The sequence below is a fragment of the Heyndrickxia sp. FW510-T9 genome (assembly GCF_058781025.1).
In genome coordinates, this window is sequence record NZ_JBYSWK010000012.1 from 22332 (window position 1) to 41778 (window position 19447).

The 19447-nt window shown below is 36.4% G+C and carries 15 protein-coding genes and 1 pseudogene; 10 read left to right on the forward strand and 6 right to left on the reverse strand.

All coding sequences use genetic code 11. The features are described 5' to 3' along the window. Nucleotides 1-20: 20 nt before the first annotated feature. From AC3WJF_RS08445 to AC3WJF_RS08455, 3 genes and pseudogenes are all read left to right on the forward strand, one after another. Nucleotides 21-377, forward strand: coding sequence for a PTS lactose/cellobiose transporter subunit IIA (locus AC3WJF_RS08445; protein ID WP_492451144.1), 357 nt, complete (start codon nucleotides 21-23; stop codon nucleotides 375-377). Nucleotides 378-435: 58 nt separating this feature from the next. After that, a complete protein-coding gene (locus AC3WJF_RS08450; RefSeq protein ID WP_492451146.1) occupies nucleotides 436-1857 on the forward strand; it encodes a glycoside hydrolase family 1 protein in 1422 nt (473 codons plus the stop codon). A 100-nt stretch (nucleotides 1858-1957) separates the two neighbouring features. After that, nucleotides 1958-2320, forward strand: a pseudogene (locus AC3WJF_RS08455) (Lin0512 family protein). 276 nt (nucleotides 2321-2596) lie between these two features. Here AC3WJF_RS08455 and AC3WJF_RS08460 read toward each other — a convergent pair. Next, complete coding sequence (locus tag AC3WJF_RS08460) at nucleotides 2597-4660, reverse strand: DUF4179 domain-containing protein (RefSeq protein WP_492451148.1); 2064 nt, start codon at nucleotides 4658-4660, stop codon at nucleotides 2597-2599. 467 nt (nucleotides 4661-5127) lie between these two features. Between AC3WJF_RS08460 and AC3WJF_RS08465 the strand changes: the two genes are divergently transcribed. Genes AC3WJF_RS08465 through AC3WJF_RS08475 form a run of 3 tightly spaced genes read left to right on the forward strand, consistent with a single transcriptional unit; the run spans nucleotide 5128 to nucleotide 6614 of the window. Further along, on the forward strand, nucleotides 5128-5655 hold the full coding sequence (locus AC3WJF_RS08465; RefSeq protein WP_492451150.1) for a DUF4489 domain-containing protein: 528 nt from the start codon (nucleotides 5128-5130) through the stop codon (nucleotides 5653-5655). 1 nt (nucleotide 5656) lies between these two features. Then, the gene (locus tag AC3WJF_RS08470; protein ID WP_492451151.1) at nucleotides 5657-6142 is read left to right on the forward strand and encodes a DUF4489 domain-containing protein; all 486 of its coding nucleotides are present in this window, start codon (nucleotides 5657-5659) and stop codon (nucleotides 6140-6142) included. Nucleotides 6143-6146: 4 nt separating this feature from the next. Then, nucleotides 6147-6614: a DUF4489 domain-containing protein gene (locus AC3WJF_RS08475; RefSeq protein WP_492451153.1), complete on the forward strand. Its 468-nt coding sequence runs from the start codon at nucleotides 6147-6149 to the stop codon at nucleotides 6612-6614. Between the two features lie 419 nt (nucleotides 6615-7033). Here AC3WJF_RS08475 and AC3WJF_RS08480 read toward each other — a convergent pair whose 3' ends face one another. The 3 genes from AC3WJF_RS08480 to AC3WJF_RS08490 all read right to left on the reverse strand — a co-directional run bounded on the left by AC3WJF_RS08480 (nucleotide 7034) and on the right by AC3WJF_RS08490 (nucleotide 10896). Next, the gene (locus tag AC3WJF_RS08480) at nucleotides 7034-9262 is read right to left on the reverse strand and encodes an AAA domain-containing protein (protein ID WP_492451155.1); all 2229 of its coding nucleotides are present in this window, start codon (nucleotides 9260-9262) and stop codon (nucleotides 7034-7036) included. A 197-nt stretch (nucleotides 9263-9459) separates the two neighbouring features. After that, nucleotides 9460-9600 (reverse strand): hypothetical protein, encoded by a 141-nt coding sequence (locus AC3WJF_RS08485; protein WP_492451156.1) that lies wholly within the window; start codon nucleotides 9598-9600, stop codon nucleotides 9460-9462. A gap of 636 nt (nucleotides 9601-10236) precedes the next feature. Further along, complete coding sequence (locus AC3WJF_RS08490) at nucleotides 10237-10896, reverse strand: hypothetical protein (RefSeq protein WP_492451159.1); 660 nt, start codon at nucleotides 10894-10896, stop codon at nucleotides 10237-10239. Nucleotides 10897-11276: 380 nt separating this feature from the next. Here AC3WJF_RS08490 and helD point away from each other — a divergent pair, with 380 nt between their 5' ends. Continuing rightward, nucleotides 11277-13613 (forward strand): RNA polymerase recycling motor HelD, encoded by a 2337-nt coding sequence (gene helD / locus AC3WJF_RS08495; protein WP_492451160.1) that lies wholly within the window; start codon nucleotides 11277-11279, stop codon nucleotides 13611-13613. Nucleotides 13614-13880: 267 nt separating this feature from the next. On the opposite strand, the gene AC3WJF_RS08500 is transcribed toward helD, so the two are convergent. Together AC3WJF_RS08500 and AC3WJF_RS08505 are read right to left on the reverse strand one after the other, a co-directional pair. Next, complete coding sequence (locus AC3WJF_RS08500; RefSeq protein WP_492451162.1) at nucleotides 13881-14957, reverse strand: LLM class flavin-dependent oxidoreductase; 1077 nt, start codon at nucleotides 14955-14957, stop codon at nucleotides 13881-13883. A gap of 1 nt (nucleotide 14958) precedes the next feature. Further along, complete coding sequence (locus AC3WJF_RS08505) at nucleotides 14959-15810, reverse strand: VOC family protein (RefSeq protein ID WP_492451163.1); 852 nt, start codon at nucleotides 15808-15810, stop codon at nucleotides 14959-14961. Between the two features lie 170 nt (nucleotides 15811-15980). Here AC3WJF_RS08505 and AC3WJF_RS08510 point away from each other — a divergent pair, with 170 nt between their 5' ends. The 3 genes from AC3WJF_RS08510 (at nucleotide 15981) to AC3WJF_RS08520 (ending at nucleotide 19404) form a co-directional block, all read left to right on the forward strand. Beyond that, complete coding sequence (locus tag AC3WJF_RS08510; protein WP_492451165.1) at nucleotides 15981-16310, forward strand: winged helix-turn-helix transcriptional regulator; 330 nt, start codon at nucleotides 15981-15983, stop codon at nucleotides 16308-16310. Nucleotides 16311-16384: 74 nt separating this feature from the next. Continuing rightward, on the forward strand, nucleotides 16385-18118 hold the full coding sequence (locus AC3WJF_RS08515; RefSeq protein ID WP_492451167.1) for a methyl-accepting chemotaxis protein: 1734 nt from the start codon (nucleotides 16385-16387) through the stop codon (nucleotides 18116-18118). Between the two features lie 584 nt (nucleotides 18119-18702). After that, entirely contained in the window at nucleotides 18703-19404 is a 702-nt protein-coding gene (locus tag AC3WJF_RS08520) for an FHA domain-containing protein (protein WP_492451168.1), read from the forward strand. Nucleotides 19405-19447 lie beyond the last annotated feature (43 nt).

Genomic DNA, 19447 nt, shown 5'->3' on the forward strand with positions numbered 1-19447 from the left:
AGAGTTTGGAGGTATACTCAATGGATGACAACAATTTGAAGGAAAACGAACTTATAGAAGTATCCATGAAAATCATTCTTAACGCTGGTGATGCAAGAATGATTATTAAAGAAGCATTGAATTGTATTGCTGCTTGTAATTTTCAAGAAGCAGAGACCAAGCTTGCCGAGGCAAAAAAGAAAATCACTGCCGCTCATGCTGCTCAGACGGAGACTATTCAAGGTGAAGCTCGCGGTGAAAAGATTCCATTCTCCCTATTATTTGCCCATGCTCAAGATACTTTAATGACTATTATGAGCGAGTGGAACACTGCAAGCCAATTAATTCACTTATTCGAAGCGTTTGATCAGCGCTTAAAAAAGCTTGAAGAAAAATAATTCAGTAAATGCCAGATAGAACATCATCTGGCATTTATCTTTTCAGGAGGGGTCAAACGTGAATTATAAAAGTTCGATAGCATTTCCAAAAGATTTTTTCTGGGCTGCAGCTACCGCTGCCTATCAATTCGAAGGGGCCCATTTGGAAGATGGTAAAACTTTATCTATTGTAGATAAAAATATCAATCCTAATTATGCGGATACAAGTGTGGCATCCGATCACTACCATCGATTCAAAGAGGATATCGCACTCATGAAAGAGCTTGGAATGAAAGCCTATCGTTTTTCCATTTCTTGGCCGCGTGTTCTGCCAAATGGCCGAGGAGAAGTGAACCAGAAGGGTATTGATTTTTATAAAAAGCTCGTCAATGAGTTGAAAGCAAATGGTATAGAGCCATTGGCAACCATTTATCACTTTGATTTACCAGCTTGTCTACAAGAAGAATACGGCGGATGGTCTTCTCGCCAGATTATTGATGATTTTGCATACTTTTGTAAAGTATTGTTTGAGCATTTAGGCGGACAGGTTAAGTACTGGTTCACGATTAACGAACAAAGTAATATGTTTCTTCTCCCTTATTTGATGGAATTTAATAAAGAAATATCTTTGGAAAAACAAAAATATGAGATGAATCATATCATGACACTTGCTCATGCAAAAGCCATTCAAATTTGCCGAGAAATGATTACTGATGCCAAAATTGGACCAGCCATCGGACTTTCGCCAAATTATCCGGAGACTTGTCGGCCTGAAGACATCCAGGCTGCCCGTGAAGCAAATGATTTTCGAACCTATTTATTTACTGATTTATATATGTTCGGAAGATACCGGGACAATATTTGGCGCTACATGGAGGAAAACGGTGTAACTCCAACTATTGAGGAAGGAGACATGGAATTGCTTCAATCGGCAAAGCCTGACTTTTTAGGAATAAACTATTACCAAAGCCGGGTAGTAAAATATGCTCCGGAAACGATGGAAACGAAGGATATGACAATCAATGTACACGGTAAAAAAGGGGAAACAGAGTTTGAAGTTGTTCCAGGTATTTACCAAGGAAGCTCTAATCCTTATTTAGAAAAAACGGATTGGGATTGGGAAATTGATTCAATCGGGCTTCGTACTTTGTTGAATGAATTAAATGACCGTTATCAAATACCAATAATCATAACGGAAAATGGTATAGGTGGAGTAGATATATTAACAGAGGATGAAGAAGTACATGATCAGTATCGGATTGATTATCTGAAAATGCATCTTGAACAGTGTCAATTAGCAATTGGCGATGGTGTCCAATTATTTGGTTATTGCCCCTGGTCCTTCATGGATTTATTAAGTACAACAAGTGGATTTCGAAAAAGGTATGGATTTGTATACGTTAACAGAAAAGACGATGATCTAAAAGATTTACGAAGAATCAAAAAGGATAGTTTTTATTGGTACCAAGAGGTTATTCGGTCTAACGGGATAAATCTTTAATAGAAATGTTATAGTTACTAACTGTAATAACTAATAATCGAGTTAAGAAGTGGTATTTTTGATAAAATAGAATCAATATCAACTAAGAAGTGAATAAATGATGGAAAAACTAATGTTTATTGAAACCGGGATGGGGATTGATGTTCATAGGCAAGATATTACGAAAGCATCTGTCCGTGCTATAAAAAATGCCACTCACTTTAATTTGATGCCAGGCATCAAATCTGTACTGCCAGGGAATAGCTTAGACAATATGGTCGTAAATGTAATAACTGGCCGTCCCTTGTGATAAGGAAAAACTGGATATTGATACTGTAAAAGAAGCTATTCCATTTGGAAAAGTATCGGTGGAAGTAATGGATGGTGGCATGCTGACAACAAGCGGAATCGTCATTGAAGAAAAAGGTGATTTAAATGATAAGATGTATATATTGTTGTTGAATCTGCTGAAGTTGGCTATTAATAGCTTCTAATTAACATATTCGATAGTTATACTTGCACCTTATTTACTATTTTAATAACGGGCAGCCAAATTGTTTTGGTTGCCCGTTTTTGTTAAATCTTCATTTTCAGTTGCTAACAATTCAATGCCTTCTCATACATTTTAAATAGTTGACCATCTAGATCTAATTGTACATATCACAATAACTATATTAATAAGGATAAAATTAATCCTTCGCTTACTGAGTTGTCTTACCTATATTAAGAATTCGTAGGACAACAGAATAAGCGATACATGTTATTTCAACGAAAGCTTCACAACATCATCTAAGTATTTTGTCGTATTATATCCTTGAATCCGCAGCTCTTTTGGAATCACACTTTCTTCAGAATCTTCATTTTGTAAGGTTATGTTTTGAACTGTAGTGAAATACCGTGGCTGCTTGATTTCTTCATATGCTGCAGGGATATCATTCATATCATATTCAACCCCATTTTTATCAACAATCACTCCTTCAGACTCCATCCCCATTGAATTAATTTCCTTTTCATGCGCACCGACAATATCGAATTCAAGAGACCCATATGCTCGATTCTTGATTTCATGATTGCTTATCACAACATTGGTAGGCTTTCCAACTTCCACCTTATCAATCGAAATGGTGCTGCCAGCATATTCAAAGGTTTGAGGATATCCTCTAGAAGCATCCAGTTTGATGGTTTTTGGATCTTTTACTGCTATAAAAACAGATTTGAATTGAACATTAACCTCTTTTGACTTTTCTCCAAAAAGTGGGTCTAAGCGTGCCTGAAAAGTATTCCAATTCATGTAATCTTCTGTAAAAGAGCTGCCATAAATATCAGCTTTCACTTTTTTATTGTTCATTTCAAGATTGTCAACATTAAGAAATTCTATCCGCTTCCCTGATATTTCGTTATTAATTGAAAATTCCAAGATTGTTGTCGTAGGAGCAATCGTTAGTTTATCGAATCGAACTGGGATCCCTTCGACTTTTGTTTCTTTATTCAATGCGTATTCGATAGAGGGATGTTTTGTTACAGGAATCTCGAAGTTCCACTCCCCATTTTCATATTCCATGTTCTCGTAAGAATTCGTGTTAGAGGAATCACGACTTAATTTCAGAAGTTTTGTAATTTTAAGCTTGATTGTTCCGTTATCCTTTATCAGTGGCTGCAGACTCAACTTTCCGTGAAACACGTTCTTTTTTTTATTATTTACTTTCGATTTAAGGTCGAGAGGATAATGATAATATCTTTGAAATGTTTCATCGTTCATTATTTCATGCTCGTTCTCCACAGAGACACCTTCATAATCCATCACATATTGATTATCCTTGGCAGTACCTTCTATTTCATAACAAACAAGCGTCTGCACATCATCAGCAATCGCGCTCTTGATTCTAATCTTCACCCCATTATTTTCCGCTTCAAGGTTCAGTCTTTCACCCAGGCCATGTTGCAGAAAGGCTCTCAATTGCTGGTCCTCTTCAGTCCACGTATAGTAGAGGTTTGTAAAAGTCCCTGTAAAAGCTTCTATAACCATTAATAAAGCGATAACACTTGCTAAAACAATCCCGATTCTTTTACGTTTCTTAATCTTTCGTTGTCTATGCTTTTCCATTTCAGCAAGCCTTGCCTTGACGTTCTCCATGAAATCAGATGGCACATGGAAATCCTCCATCTTTTCCGTAAAATTTACAAGGGTTAACATGTCATCCTGAAAAGAGGCCAACTCCTCCTGACAGTCTTGACAATGAAAAATATGTGTCTCGAAATCAACCTTTTTCGACCGATCCATGGTTCCTTCTAAATAATCGATATAATGCTTATTATACTCTTTACAGCCATTAAAGCTTGCCCCATAACCCTTGCCATTTTTAAGTGACTGGATTCCGAAAAACAAATGCTCTTTCAACTCTTCCACTGACACTTGAAGAAGATCTGCTGTTTCCTCCTTAGAAATTCCTTTTATATATGTAAAAACCAATGCCTCTTTCTCAAACTCTTTCAACTCATCGAGTGCTTTAAATAAATCATGACGAGATTTACTTTCCTCGGAAACTTGTAAACTTTTATCGTTTGTAAGCTCCCGGCATGTATCTATAAAAATGGATGTAACTCTCATCTCGAATGATGTTTCATTCTTGAATCGAGGCAATTCCTTATGGACTTTAATAATGGAACGAAAAAAAAGCTCTTCCATTTGCTCCTGATTCCTAAGATATGACCATCCAAGAGAATAGAAGGTATGTATATGTTGAAGGAACCAATCAACGATGGGTTCCATGCCCTTGTCACTTTTCATAGTGATTGAAATGGGTTCTATTTTTGTTGGAATCATAAATGTGTTTCCCCCTTATATCATTCTCTTCATTAATGATATATTGAGAGGAAGTTTTTTACAATATTAGTAGTGTAGCTTATACAAGAAATAACTAGATATAAAATTGTTTCAAAGTTGGGTAACTAGGTTGTGCCAAATTGATGGTCGTAACTATTTCTAAGACGGTTGAAGAACAGACAAGAATCAAGCAGCACGATATTACCTTTTTTCATCCATTGGATATAATCTCAACCGAAACAAGAGAACCGTCCCCGTGTTTCACCCATGTTTCAATTGATTGAAGAGCAGACAAGAATCAAGCAGCTCGATATTACCTTTTTCTCATCCATCGGATATAATCTCGACCGAAACAAGAGAACCGTCCCCATGTTTCCCCATGTTTCCTAATTTTTTTATTTGAATATGATGTAGGAAATACAACTGAATTTATAGATTCGGGATACTTATCGCTAAGGAGAGTATAAATGAGCAAATATAGATATTCATCCATTCTAAAATGTGGCAAGACTTTCAACATTAATTTGCCACCAAATCTTAATGTTAGTGATCCACCTATTGTTTTAGCTGAGGTCAGTGTCAACACTGGCTTGGTCAAAAGGCCCTGTGTACTTCTGCAATATTCGGAGTTCATTCAGTTTTCATTGTTCGGACTTCATCCAAAAATATTTATCGTTTACCGTCTAGTAAGGGAAAATTGTAAAGAAAATTATGCGCAAATTTTACAGGAATGGGAGTTTGAGCTTGAAACTCCAGGGGTAACAGAAGTAGGTAATTTAAGCACAAATCAGCCCACTGTACTTAATTTTTGTGACCGCTTAGATCACGATGAAGATAAAAAATTAACATATAAACTAGAAATTGCTCAAATCCAAACTAATAATGTAAGGAACTTTGGTATTACAAATAAAACCTTCTCTGCCACCCTTTTAAGGGAAGGATCCAGCCATATGAAAAAGCCGAATAATTCCTATGTAAAAAAAGGGAGGTATTAGCTTGAAACACTATTATAAAAGCAGAGATTCAAAGCAACCTGAGCAAAATAATGCCCCTTTTGTTGTATGCGGAAAAATATTTCATCCTATTTTACCGCTTCAATTAAATAGAAATAATCCCCCTGTTAAATTGGCAGAGCTAACTATAAATACAAATAAAATAAGCAGATCACATATTTTACTTTCTTTTTCCGGCTTTATTACTTCCATTTTAAGAAAGGAAAGATTTGTGGAGCTTGTATTTAGGCTGGTAAGAAAATGTGACCACTCCACTGCGGAAGTCCTTAGAGAATGGCCGTTTAGAAGGGTTTTCCCAATGGACATAAATGTGAAAGAACCTGTTGTTTATGCTGATTGTTTAGATACAGAACATGGTGAGAATTGCACTTATATTTTTGAACTAGTAAAAGTAAATATATCGGATCAATCTTCCTATGATATTACGCAAAAAATCATGACTGCCCAAGTGTTTGAAGAAGGGAGATGAAAAAATGAGTGTTGAAAGCATTTCTTTTCTAAAATGCGGTAAAGTTTTTAACGTTAATTTGCCAAATGAAGTAAATGAATCAATCATTCTTGCAAAAGTAAAAATAAATACAAGAATGACAGAAATGCCCTGTATTCTACTAAATTACTACTCCAACCTTGAAACCTCGGTTTTTAACGCTAATCCCATCTTAAATGTTGTTTATAGACTCATTCGTAAAAATAACCATACAGGTGAATTGAGAGTATTAGAAGAATGGAACTTAAGCGCTTCTGAAATCATTCCAACCCCGGTTACGGAAAACGTTACAATTGAACCGCTGGTGCTTACTTATTGCGAATGTCTTGGTAATCAATGTGATGACTCCTTCACATACGTTTTACAATTAATCGACATAACCCTTAACAATACAACCTTAAAGATCTCAAAACAGAAATTTTCCGCGATTGTTAGTCCTGGTACAACAGAGTAAAAGATTTGTACTTTTGGATTGTTGACACTTCCCATTAGACTATTTACGTTTATTTGTACGAAAATTGAGCCTTTTAACATGCTGGTAACCATTTTGAAAAATTCTCAATTGTTTTATCGAATATCTTTAAAGATGTTGAATAAATAAAATAACTGCCCATTCTGCTGTAAAAGCATTACCGCATTGGGGGCAGTTATTATTTATGACGAATACAATCATATTTGCAAGTTAATAAGGAGCATAGTTTTGTTTAATGTTAAATTCTTAGATGCTAGGTAGACTCCATGTCTCTAAACCATTTTAAAAATTTTTAAAATCGAATCATTACTTTTCAACCAAAGAGATATATTTTTTAGAGATTACAACTAGAAAGATAGTTTTAGGTCTCTCCACATGAGTGTGCTCAAAAAACAGCTAAACTAAATCTGCTTTAACAAATATTCACATACTTTCCTAGAACTAAGTCTGGCTGCTACATAAGGAGGCTGGACTCCTCTGGCGCCTTCGAGCGGAATTCCTAACCACAAAACTTTTTCGTCAATCATCACAAACGGATATGGAAAGCTTTCGTCCAGCCAGACATCGCAGTTGCTCCACTTTTGCTTGGAAACAACAGTCAATTTTAATCGCTTTTCTCTATTTATTAACTGCTTATTCCATTCCTCAGATAACTTTGTTCCTTCTGGTAAGGAAATAATAATCGATGATTTTGCCGATCTCAAGTCCCGAAATGCAGCTTCCACTTTTCTTGCATGAATCCATCTTAATTTTTGGTGTTGGTTTTGAATCCAGGAACCAATTTCTTTTGTTGTGACCGTTTGATTATGTCGTACCTGATGGTCAACAAGTTGTCGCAGCGTTTTTCCTTTATAAATATGCCTTTCGATAAAATTTCTGTCGCTGACGTGAAGAAACTTTCCTTTTGTTCTCGTAACAGCTACGTTAATTAAACGTTCACTGTCCTGTCCAGTTACTAGCATACCAGCACGGGCTTGCGGGGCACTATCAACCGTATCAAAAATCATTACATCGCGTTCACTCCCCTGAAAGCGGTGAACAGTGGCTGCAATAATATCGGCCCCGTTGCGCTCTTTCTCATATATTTCTTCAAGAAGAAATTCCATAAGATTCGCCTGGGCACGGTATGGTGTCACATACCCGATTGATTTAACTCCAGCTGAATATGCTTCATGAATCAATTGAAAAGACAGAAGTAGCTGCCATAGATTAAATCTGGAATTGGTTGTTCTATCACTAACACAATGCATGCCTGTGAAACTCGTATCCAGAAGCACAGCAGCTTGCTCTTTAAAAGGAGCAAGGCAAGTGATGCTATTTCTGCTTTTATAAACACTTTCGTGATCTCCAACCAGTGAATGATAGATGTACCGATTGGTAAAAGCTGAAATATCAGGGTGCATTCTGCGCTGCTCTTTTAATAAAAAGAGCTGAGGATGAAGTTTCTCTTTATTCAACCATTCCACCACTCCAGCCTTATGAAACACATCTTCTTTTAACCATTTGGCCACAAGCTGGTTTCGGCTTGAAGCGATCGGAGGCAATTGCTTGAAGTCACCGCAAATAATGACTCTCTTTCCTAGACTTGCAGCAAAAGCCGCCTGTGGTACATAGGCCATACTTGCTTCATCAAGGATGACGATGTCATATTCCGGTTCATAAACAGCGCTGTCACTTGCCGCCTTTGCCAGCGTAGTGCCGACAATGAACGCATCTTTTACTAATTGCACTTCTTGCTTCCGGACCTTTTCCAGTAGTCTGGCAATCTTTGTTTCTAGTTCCAGCAGATGATCCGAATCTCGTTTACTGAAAGATTGGGCCAAGTCTTGCTTTAAGTGACGTCTTTCTTCCACTAGTCTCTCTCTATCTTGGGCAAGAAGTGGATCTTGCTTTTCAATAAGCAAATTTGTGGTAATTTCGTGATTCGCAGATAGTGCTTCCCCGCTGTTCCCACCGTAGCGGAGCACATCCCCTTCTCGAAATCTTTTTTTCTTTTTAATAAAATCCGTCAGTTCCCCCATCAATACATCGACAGCTTGATTGCTATGCGACAAAATTAACACTTTTTTCTTCTGAAAATATTTATTAGCTGCGGTTCTGGCCAAGGTATATGTCTTTCCGGTACCCGGGGGACCCCAGACAAATGTTACAGGATTGTATTTAGACCTCAAAATCAATTCATGGACATTGCTCTTGATCTTCTCCTTGGGATGTTTAGTTTCCATTGAAGGATTCATTAATCTCTTCACTCGCATCCGCTTTTGTTTGCTTTTTTTGATTTCATCCAAACGCTCTATTAATTGTTCAAGCAGTTCCCATGGGTCATGCAGCAGAAAAGCATCTGAGATAAGGTCACCAAAGTTCTGTTCTAAGGCAATAATAATTCCCCTACCTTCAGAGGAAAGCACCTTTCCATTACTTTTCATTGTTCCCCATTCCAATTTTATGGAGGATCCAACTGGTATCCTTAATGCGATGGCTGTATCAAAATAATAGCTATAGGGTCCGTCGTTTGATAACAGCCTTCCATTTGTTACAGAATAGCGGCTTCCACCAAACTTTTTTAAGTGATTTATTTCTTGTTGCAGAGCATGCTGCCATTCTTTGATATACGTTACGGTTGTTGTCATTTGCTTTCATTGTCCTTTACTTTATAAAAGATTGTTTCAATGCTGGTCCGTTTTGTTGTGTTTTGCCAAATTGAATGGATATCAATAAGTTTATGTCTTTTAAAAGGAATAGCAGTTCGGTATTCATCATCCATATTTGCAGTTGTAACTAGGTTATATGAAGGACATATTATATGATGCACGAAAAGTAGCATCCATCAGCTAGACGAAAGACATTTTATCTTCATTTTGTATGGAAGATGTCCTTCAACTACTTTATGAAGGACATTTCTTCTTCTTTTTGCATCGAAAGTGTCCTTCATCTGCTTTGTGAAGGACATTTCTTCTTCTTTTTGCATGGAAGGTGTCCTTCATTTGCTTTGTGAAGGACATTTCTTCTTCTTTTTCCATTTAAAGTGTCCTTCATTAATTCTTACTAGCTCTTGTGTGGTAATTTGTATAATGAAGAGAATACCTAACTCTTTGCAAATTAACAATGGTTAAACCCTATTTCAAATTATTTGGACTTAATGTAATAATGCCATGAAAGATTTATAGTTAATAGGGGGTAAAGATTAGTAAGAAAGAAAAGGAATAGATAAAGAAGAAATTGGAAGTAAAGCAGTTGTAAAAAGAGCGCAAAAAAAAAACGGAAGAAGATTTACTATCGTTCAGGCGTTCATTGTATTTAATGCGAGATACATCTACGGTAATACACATCTGGGATAACTTATTTTAAAAATTGACCTCGCAGAGTCACTTTTTCTCAACCCTAATATCCCTAGAATCCCAAAAAATTGTGCTAATGATACTTTAAATAGAATAAAGATTATGTTGGCGGATAATATCAGTCCATCTGTAACAGCAACTTGCTTTGCTCTCATTTTACGAATCTCGAATAATTCCATCTTGAACTTAGTCTACACAATAAAAGACTGACTCCTGAACAAAAAATGAAAATTTCATAATAAGTCCATGTCCCCTTAATTCCTGCCTTAAAGTTTCCTCATTTTCCCTCCTGATTTAATAATTATATCCATACCTTGGGAACCACCATTTTCAACGTGATTCCTAATATTTGACACATCAATATTCGTCTCTAATTTCACAGTTTTTCGCCTATTTCCTTCCAACTTCACCTTATAAGGTGCATTGTTGTTCATTAAGGATAACATTTGAACATAATCTTCATCATCGTATTTATCATAAAATTCAACCGTAAATTGAACATCGTGTTTGCTATAATTTTCAAAAGGTAACTCACATTCCCCATGTAATGTTGTTTTATTAATCATGTCAAAATGACACTTACTATGATCACGATCATACGAAACAGCATAAATGCCCCTTGCAAATGTTTTTTGAAATGAACTTACGATTAATGGTGGTGCGAACATAGCGACTACAAGAGCAAGTAAGACGATACGTCCATGAGATCTTTTTACTGATTTGGAAAGGATAATTAAACTTGCAATTAATAAAATTAAGGATGTAAGTCCAACGTATTGAAGTCCATTTACTGATTTTACAGGTATATTCAATACCGTTGCAATCGTCTCACCATAAGGATTATCGTCTGGAAAAGGAAAATTTAAAACCATAGATCCAATCAAAAGAATAATAGCAAGAAAAAACATTTTTTTATTTTTTATCATATGAAACACATCCAATTTATTAAGGATAAGCAAAAAATGCTCCACTATTTCTACGAAAGCCAAACTGTTTTGGTGTCATTTTTTTCAAAATGCTTATTGAGCAAAGATATTGTAGAAGTTGAATCCCTAAAAAAAAGAAACCCTTCAAAACAAAGCGTTTGAAGGGTTCTTATTTGAAAAAGCCACATATTTCTGGCATTTAATTTATGTATGTAAGGGCAGTATGTTCATTAATTTGTTATTGAAAAAAATGAGTATCCGTGGTAAATTTATATAGATATATATCTTTCATTTAATAAAACAATATATTATCCCTATTTTAATTATATAACATAACTTTTCGATAGTCAACCCCTATATTTTTAAAAGGAGTGTTTGCCTTGAATTTAGAATTTCAGCAGGAACAAAAACGAGTGGACAATGTAATGGAAACTATTAAGGAGCAAATCAGCAGATTGGAGGCTGAAACTACTGAACGTAAAAACGAAGTGATTAATATACGCAAACACTTTTGGGACGAAATCAAGGTGAATATCGATACCTTCGATGATTTTCTAGAGACCATTATCGGCTTGAGACAAGAGGCACAAGCTCTATCCGTAAGCCAAAGCACCCATAGACATGCATCCAAAAGATTAGCCACCCTTCGTCGTATGCAGGAAGTTCCTTACTTCGGACGAATCGATTTCACTGAAGAAGGGGCTGCAACTCAGGAACAAATATATATTGGAATCTCAACACTTACGGATACAAGTGGCGATAATTTCTTAATCTATGACTGGAGGGCACCGGTTTCGAGTGTCTACTACGATTACCAACCTGGTCCTGCTAGGTATGTAACACCAGGAGGCGTAATAAACGGTATTTTGGAGAAAAAGTGGCAATATCTTATCCATGGCGGCATTCTCCAATCCATGTTTGATACAAGTCTCACCATTGGAGACGAGATTTTGCAGCAGGTACTAGGCAAAAGTACTGATAAACATATGCACAATATCGTAGCTACCATTCAACAAGAACAAAATAGGATTATCCGTCATGATCGCAAGAGGCTCCTCATTGTACACGGTGCAGCTGGCAGCGGGAAGACATCGGCCGCTCTACAACGGATTGCTTATTTACTTTACAAATATCGAGATAGTCTGAATGCTGATCAAATTATTCTTTTTTCGCCTAATTCGCTGTTTAATAGTTATGTGTCCAATGTGTTACCGGAACTTGGCGAAGAAAATATGCAGCAGGTCACGTTTCAGGAATACTTGGACCATCGGCTGAGTAAAGAATTTGAAGTTGAAAATCCCTATGAGCAATTGGAATATGTATTAACTGAAATGGAAACCACTTTGTACAATTCAAGGCTTGCAAGTATACGATTCAAGGCATCTACCCGTTTTTTTGACGCTATCAAATCATACAGACAGTCGTTGGAGTTATCCGGAATGCTATTCAAAGGAATTATCTTCAGAGGGAAACCAATTGTTCCCGCGGAGGAAATTGCAAAAAGGTTTTATAATAGCGACAACTCACTCCGCTTCCATAACAGACTTGAAAAATTGAAGGATTGGTTATTGAAACAAATAGACCAAGCCGAAAAAGCCGAACGAACTAAGCCATGGGTACAGGAGGAAATCGAGCTTCTTAGTAACGAGGAATACCATAAAGCCTATACCTACTTAGCCAAAAAACGCGGTTTTAATGGAGAATCGATTGCTGATTATGAGATGGAGCCTAAGGCACTTGCAAGATTAATTGTCCGCCAGAAGTTGAAACCTTTGCGGAAACGAATCCGCGCATATCGTTTTATCGACATTAAGGGGTTGTACAAGCAGCTTTTTGCCGATCCTGAAAAAATCAAACAGTGGATGAAAGAGGATGTACCCGCGGAATGGACTGATATTTGTCAATCAACACTGAAAATGCTAGACGAAGGCAAACTATTTTATGAAGATGCTACTCCGTTTTTATTTATGAAAGAGTTACTTCTAGACTTTCAGACGAACAGTTCCATTAAACACATAGTTGTTGACGAAGCACAGGACTATTCCCCTTTTCAATTCGAGTTCTTAAAGCGCTTGTTTCCTTCAGCAAGGATGACTGTTCTCGGCGACTTTAATCAGGCAATATTCGCCCATGCCAGTGAAATGGTTGATTTTCACACACTTACGAGCTTATATGGACCGGAGGATACAGAAGTGATCAACATGGCACGGAGCTACCGATCCACAAAACCGATCATCGAATTCACACGCAGACTCGTGCCTGGCGGCAAACGGATCATTCCTTTCGAACGCGAAGGTGAGCTACCTGTGTTGACACAATTGTCCAATCACACCGATCTGCACCAATGCATTACAACCAAAGTCGCTGATTTGCGAAAGGATGGATATAGTAGTATTGCGATTATTTGTAAATCAGCTAAAGAAAGTAAAAGTGCATATGAAGCTCTTTCTAGCATTGAGGATATTAAGCTCTTGAAGTACAACTCGATTGAATATGAACAAGGAGTAGTTGTCACACCAGCTTATTTGTCCAAAGGCATTGAATTCGACGCCGTCATCATTTATGATGCTTCAGAACAAGCATACGATGATGAGAGCCTTCGTAGAGTTTTCTACACCGCTTGCACTAGGGCTATGCATTATTTACAGCTATACAGTGTAGGCAATCCAAGCCCTTTTTTACAAAACGTTTTACAGGAAGGTTACATTGGATCTTAACATAGTTATATATTTTATATAAAAAAACTAGTACTTTAATAAATCTAAACAGCCAAAACTATGAAAGCCTTTTATACATTGCTTACATAGTTTTGGCTTCTTTATATTCAAAATTAAATTAATACCTCTATTAAACTGGCCATTAATGTTTCAAATGCCATTCTAATGTCAGAATCCAATTTACTTAATACATTTTTCATGCTCCGCTCCAAACAACAACTTCATCAAGCATAGCATTTATATTATTTCACACCGACTATAAAAAGTTTATTTGCTTATTTCTCTTTGAACGATTGGAGCAATTTTCGTTGCTAACAATTCAATGCCTTCAGCTACATTCTTAAACGATTGACCACCTATATCTAACTGTGCCAAGAAACGATGGTGACCAAAGAGCTCATGTTGTTGAAGGATCTTCTCGACGATTTGTTGCGGACTCCCTACAAACAATGCAGTATCAGGACCTGCCATTTGTTCGAAGTCATTTCTTGACATTCTTGTCCCCATTCCACGCTGACGGTTTACATATTCCCAATAATTAGCGTAATAAGGATAAAACTCGTCCTTCGCTTGCTGTGTTGTCTGAGCTATATAAGCATGTCCGGTTACACCAACCTTCAATGATTCTAGTGAGTGTCCCGCATCCAGTCCGGCTTGACGATAAATATCGACAAGCGGCTTAAAACGTCTTGCATTACCACCCAAGATAGCTAAAGCCATTCCTACCCCAAATCTTCCAGCACGAACGGCACTCTCGGGTGTACCTCCAACTCCAATCCAAATTGGTAATTTTTCTTGTACCGGTCTTGGGGAAATTTCAGCATTTCTTAAAGAAGAACGAAACTTTCCCGACCATGTGACAGTCTCATTTTCGGTTAGTTTTAATAGGAGCTGCATATGTTCTTCAAACAATTCGTCATAATCGTTTGTACTATAACCGAAAAGAGGAAATGATTCTATAAATGCTCCTCTCCCAGCCAGTATTTCTGCTCGACCATCCGATAGTACATCCAATGTAGCAAAATCTTCAAATAGACGAACTGGATCAAGTGTACTTAAAACACTTGTAGTACTTGTTAATCTAATTTGATTGGTAATTTGTGCAATAGCAGCCAATAGAACCGCAGGAGAAGAAGAAGCATAATCCAGTCGATGATGTTCTCCTACGCCAAATACATCTAATCCTGCCTCATCCGCAAGTTTTGCGGCTTGAATGATTTCTTTTATTCTTTCCTTTGCCGTTATCTTCTTGGAGGTTAAGGGGTCCGGACCAATATCTGCAAGTGTATAAATACCAATTTCAAGACCAGCACTTTTTTTAGTAGCCAATTGGATACCTCCCATCTTATATAGCTAACTCTATTGCGTTTCCGGAAGGATCAAAAGTGATAAAATGATTGTTTTCTTCTAATACCTCTGCACCTATCCACTTCAAATTCGTAACCACTTGATTACGAGCCCCTTCATTATCAAAAATGAGCGTAAACGATTCGAGACCTACACTATTTTTGGCTGGAGCAGGAGCCCCTACACCATTCCAAGTGTTAACCCCTACATGATGGTGATATTTTCCGTAAGAAAGAAACAAAGCTTGTTCTCCAAATCGATTAACTACGTCCATCCCCAGTCCTTTTACATAGAATTCTTCTGTCTTATTTAGTTCTGACACATGTAAATGAATGTGACCCATTACCGTTTCAGCAGGCATTCTTTCCCAAGGCTTACCCAGAGTTGCATGTTTTAACAAGTTATCAAAATTTAATGGATCAACAGCCATTCCCACTTCATCGCCATCCCAATTCCATTCAGAAGGAACCCGATCTCGATAAATTTCAATCTCATTACCATCTGGATCGTGTAGGTATAATGCTTCACTGACAAGATGATCAGAAGCTCCAAAGCGAATTCCTTTTTCTCTTAAATGAACGACAATATTGGCTAAAGCCGATTGATCTGGTAATAGAATCGCAAAATGATATAAGCCAGTAGTTCTTCCCTGTTTTTGTATAACATCATCAGGTTGTTCCAGTGATAAAAAACTTGTTTTCCCATCCGTTGTTAGTTTTACTGTTGAAGTTGTTTGTTCTAATATATCGAATCCCAGAACATCTTTATAAAATTCTTTTGAACGCTGTAAATTTGCCACTTTAACTTTTACATGCCCTACAAATGTTGTTGGTTTCGTATGAAATCCCATTGATAACCCTCCTAAAGTACATTTCTTATGATGAAAATACACTTTACTTTAGTAACTTTATGTAAGTTAGTATATTTAATTAATTAAATTATGTCAAGTAACTAAATTTATATTTGTAATTTAGTATCTAATTTGTGATACTATAGAGAATAAGTGAGGTGCATTAAAAAATGAAACAGCATACCATCTGCCCAAAATTTGAAAAGGCCATTTCGCTATTAAGTCAAAGATGGACAGCATTAGTTATCTATCAATTATTATTAGGATCACAAAGGTTTAATGAAATTCAATCTATTGGTATAAGTGGAAAAGTATTATCCGATCGTTTAAAAGAATTGGAGTACCAAGGGCTGGTAAAACGTAAGGTGATACCTGAAACGCCAGTCATCATTGAGTATACATTAACAGAAAAAGGACGTTCCATGGAACCCATATTAAGAACAATTGAGAACTGGTCCGAACTTTGGATTAAGGAAGAAAACAACGGAAACGGCTCTTAAAAAGAAACAATGGAGCCGCCCCCGCGTTTGCGTTTAACATCAACTATTTTCAAATGACTAGGAAGGGATCTTAGATGAAATCTATTAAATCAAAAATTATTAGCAATACGTTGCTTATGTTAGCTATTCCTACATTAATTATTGGACTTGTAGGCTTTTATCAAGCAAGACTACAACTTACTGAATTAAGCCAAACAAATATGAAAAATGGTGTAAGAATGGCCATTCAAATGATAAATGGTTTAAGTGACGAAGTTTTAAAAGGCCATTTATCGATCGATGAAGCACAGGAAAAAGTAAAAACCGCTCTCATCGGTCCTAAAAGTTCAGATGGAACCAGAACTATTGCAAACAAAATAGATCTTGGAAAAAACGGTTATTTTTTTGTTTTAGATGAAAAAGGTACTGAGCTTGCGCATCCTTCCTTGGAAGGAAAGAATGTTTGGAACTCAAAAGATCAAAATGGTTATTACTATATTCATGACCTAGTTAAGAAGGCAAAAGCTGGCGGAGGTTTTACTACCTATTATTGGCCGCTGCCAAATAATGAAAAGCAAATTGCTCAAAAAACCACTTATAGTGAAGTGGATCCAAATTGGGGATGGGTCATTTCGGCAGGCACTTATTCAATGGAATTCAACAAATCTGCAAATTCCATCCTTTATATTTTACTTATTACACTAGCTATCGCTTTAATAATTGGTAGTATTATTACTTTCCTATTTTCAAATCATCTGGCTTTCCCAATTAAGAAACTTACCCTACGAATGGGAGAAATGGCTGGTGGAAACCTTACAATGGAAGCCACAAATTCAAAAAGAAAAGATGAAATCGGTCAATTAATAAACTCGATGAACTATATGAAGGAAAAGCTTCGCAACATGATTCTTGATATTACAAAGGTTTCTGATCATGTTACAAGCCAAAGTGGAGAACTGACGCAATATGCCGAAGAAGTGGGAATTGGTATTACACAGATTGCAACAACGATGCAAGAACTATCAAATGGTGCGGAAGAACAAGCTAATTCAGCAACTACACTGGCAGAAAAAATGAATGACTTCTCTCAAACGATCATGCAAGCAGCCATTCAAGGTGAAAGTGTCAAGGAAAGCTCGAATCAAATGCTAAAAATGACGGAAGAAGGCGGACAATATATGTTGCATTCTGTTCAGCAAATGCATGTGATTGATGAAAGAATTAAGAATTCATTACATATGGTGAAAAGTTTGGATCATAAGACAGGTCAAATTACCAATCTAGTAAAAGTGATAAAAGATATTTCTGAGCAAACAAATCTATTATCGTTAAATGCTGCAATTGAAGCGGCACGAGCGGGAGAGCATGGAAAAGGTTTTTCTGTAGTTGCAGATGAGGTAAGAAAATTAGCTGATCAAGTAACACAATCGCTAACAAATATTACCTTCGTTGTTACCGATATTCAAAATGAATCCAAGCAAGTAGTTGATACTCTTGAGGATGGCTATCAGTTGGTAGCGGACGGAACAAAACAAATTAATATAACCGGTAAAACCTTAAAAAACCTTAAAGACTCGATTGAAAACGCTGGAACTCAAGTAGACAACATGGCTGCCGCAATGTTTAATGTGTTGGATAATACAAAAGAAATCAATGAAGCAATCGATGCAATCGCTTCCGTTTCAGAGGAGACAGCAGCTGGTGTTGAGGAAATAACTGCTACTACAGAGCAATCCAGCAGCTCAATGGAAGTAGTAGCAAAAAGCGCAAAGATTCTGGAAGAGCAAGCGACTAATTTAAACAATCTAATCCAGCAGTTTAAATTTTAATCATAATCGAATAGGAGGGGGACTCCCCTCCTATCTACTGAGAATTGCCATATTCGAAAGTTACCTGGATGTATTCATCAATCCGAAGCTAAAGAAATAGGCACTATTAAGATTAGTACGGTTTATGCTGGAAATTGAAACACGAGGAAAAATTTTTTTCTCTCGTGTTTTTTAATTATTATTTAAGTTCTTAATCAATTTCTTTTACCTATCTAGTAAATGAATTAATATTAATACTACTATTAAATAACTTGTTTTTATTACTTCTGCCGACATTTTCACTATTACCTTTCAAGAAAAGATTTATATGGGATTATGAACCTTCCCATAATGGAAGTAAATAGATCGTTTTTAACGATTCGTTTCCATGTCCTCCTTCTTATTTGTCATTTTAGAATTTCGGGGGTAATACTTCAATCTCATATCGATAATAAAATAATAACAATTCAGAGGATACCTTCTAAATTATGGAATAACTACAATGATTCATTGTCTAATAGATGATAAATCGTTATAATAAAATTCACTTCTTATCTTTTACTATTTTTGTATGAAATTTATTTTCAAGGAGTACAATCAAGCAAATGCAAAATGTGTATCTATCTATCAAACTTGGAGAAACTGACTTTCAGAATGATATAATCCCTATGCATGAAAGTGACATTTTATTAGGTCGCAAATGGGGCGATATCTTTCCGGACATTTCTTTTGCAAGTCAATATATATCAAGAAAACATGCCCTAATTGGATTCGATAACAATAATTATTTTATTGTTGATCTAATGAGTAAACATGGAACAAAAATTAATCATGTTCGTTTAGAAAAAAACAAGCCATTCTATCTTCGTAATGGGGATAATATTAACCTGGCTGAAGGTGCCGCCATCCTCATCTTCCATAATAATCTTGAGAGTAATCTGGGTGATACAATGGAATTACCTGCATTACAAAATGAGAATTTAAATGAGGAAAGTGGACTGATGATCAATATTGAACGAAGAGAAATACGAATTGATGGAGTCCAAATTTATCTTACAAGTAAAGACATGGAACTTTTTCGAGTGTTATATCAAAAAAATGGAACAGCAGTTAGTTATGATGAAATAAAAATAAACGTCTGGGCTGAGCGCTTATCTAATGAAACTGAAATACCTGATGTAGGACGAGAAGAAATTAATAACCTTGTTTATAGACTACGAAAGAAATTAGGTAAATATGGAGAATATATCATTTCTGTGCCACGATACGGCTATTTACTAGATTTGCATGCCTTGGAAACAATGTGAGATCGCTGTAAACCCGTCACCTTTTATTTTTCCAGCCAACAAA